Source organism: Acinetobacter sp. ANC_7504 (genome assembly GCF_056779995.1).
In genome coordinates this window covers 1-487 of record NZ_JBWYIZ010000032.1, presented here as the reverse complement: position 1 = coordinate 487, position 487 = coordinate 1, and the positions used below count along the sequence as shown (strand labels likewise).

Here is a 487-nt window from a genome sequence, read left to right as displayed (position 1 = left end):
CGGCTAAACCTAGGTCACGTGTACACGCCAATGCTTGTGCTGCAAACGCTTCGTTCAGCTCAATCACATCCATTTGCTCTAGTGTTAAACCTGTTTGAGCCAGTAACTTTTTAATCGCAGGTGCCGGACCAAAGCCCATAATGCGAGGTTCAACCCCAACGGTGGTTGCACCAATCACTTTGGCACGAGGTTTTAAACCATATTTTTCAACAGCTTCATCAGACGCAATCAGAATCGCAGCAGCACCATCGTTAATCCCTGATGCATTACCTGCGGTTACTGTACCGTCTGTTTTTACAACAGGTTTTAACTTGGTTAAGGCTTCTAAAGTGGTTGATGCACGAGGATGTTCATCTTTTGCCACCACAACCGCATCACCTTTACGCTGTGGAATAGTCACAGGCACGATTTCTTGATCAAAGAAACCACGTGCTTGCGCTGCAGCCGTACGCTGTTGGCTGGTTAAAGCAAATTGGTCTTGATCAGC

1 protein-coding gene is annotated in these 487 nt (G+C 46.8%); it reads right to left on the bottom strand.

Translation table 11 applies throughout. The features are described 5' to 3' along the window. Positions 1 to 487 (bottom strand): thiolase family protein (locus AC1M9F_RS14480; protein ID WP_481598116.1); only part of this gene is annotated, 487 nt, incomplete at both ends.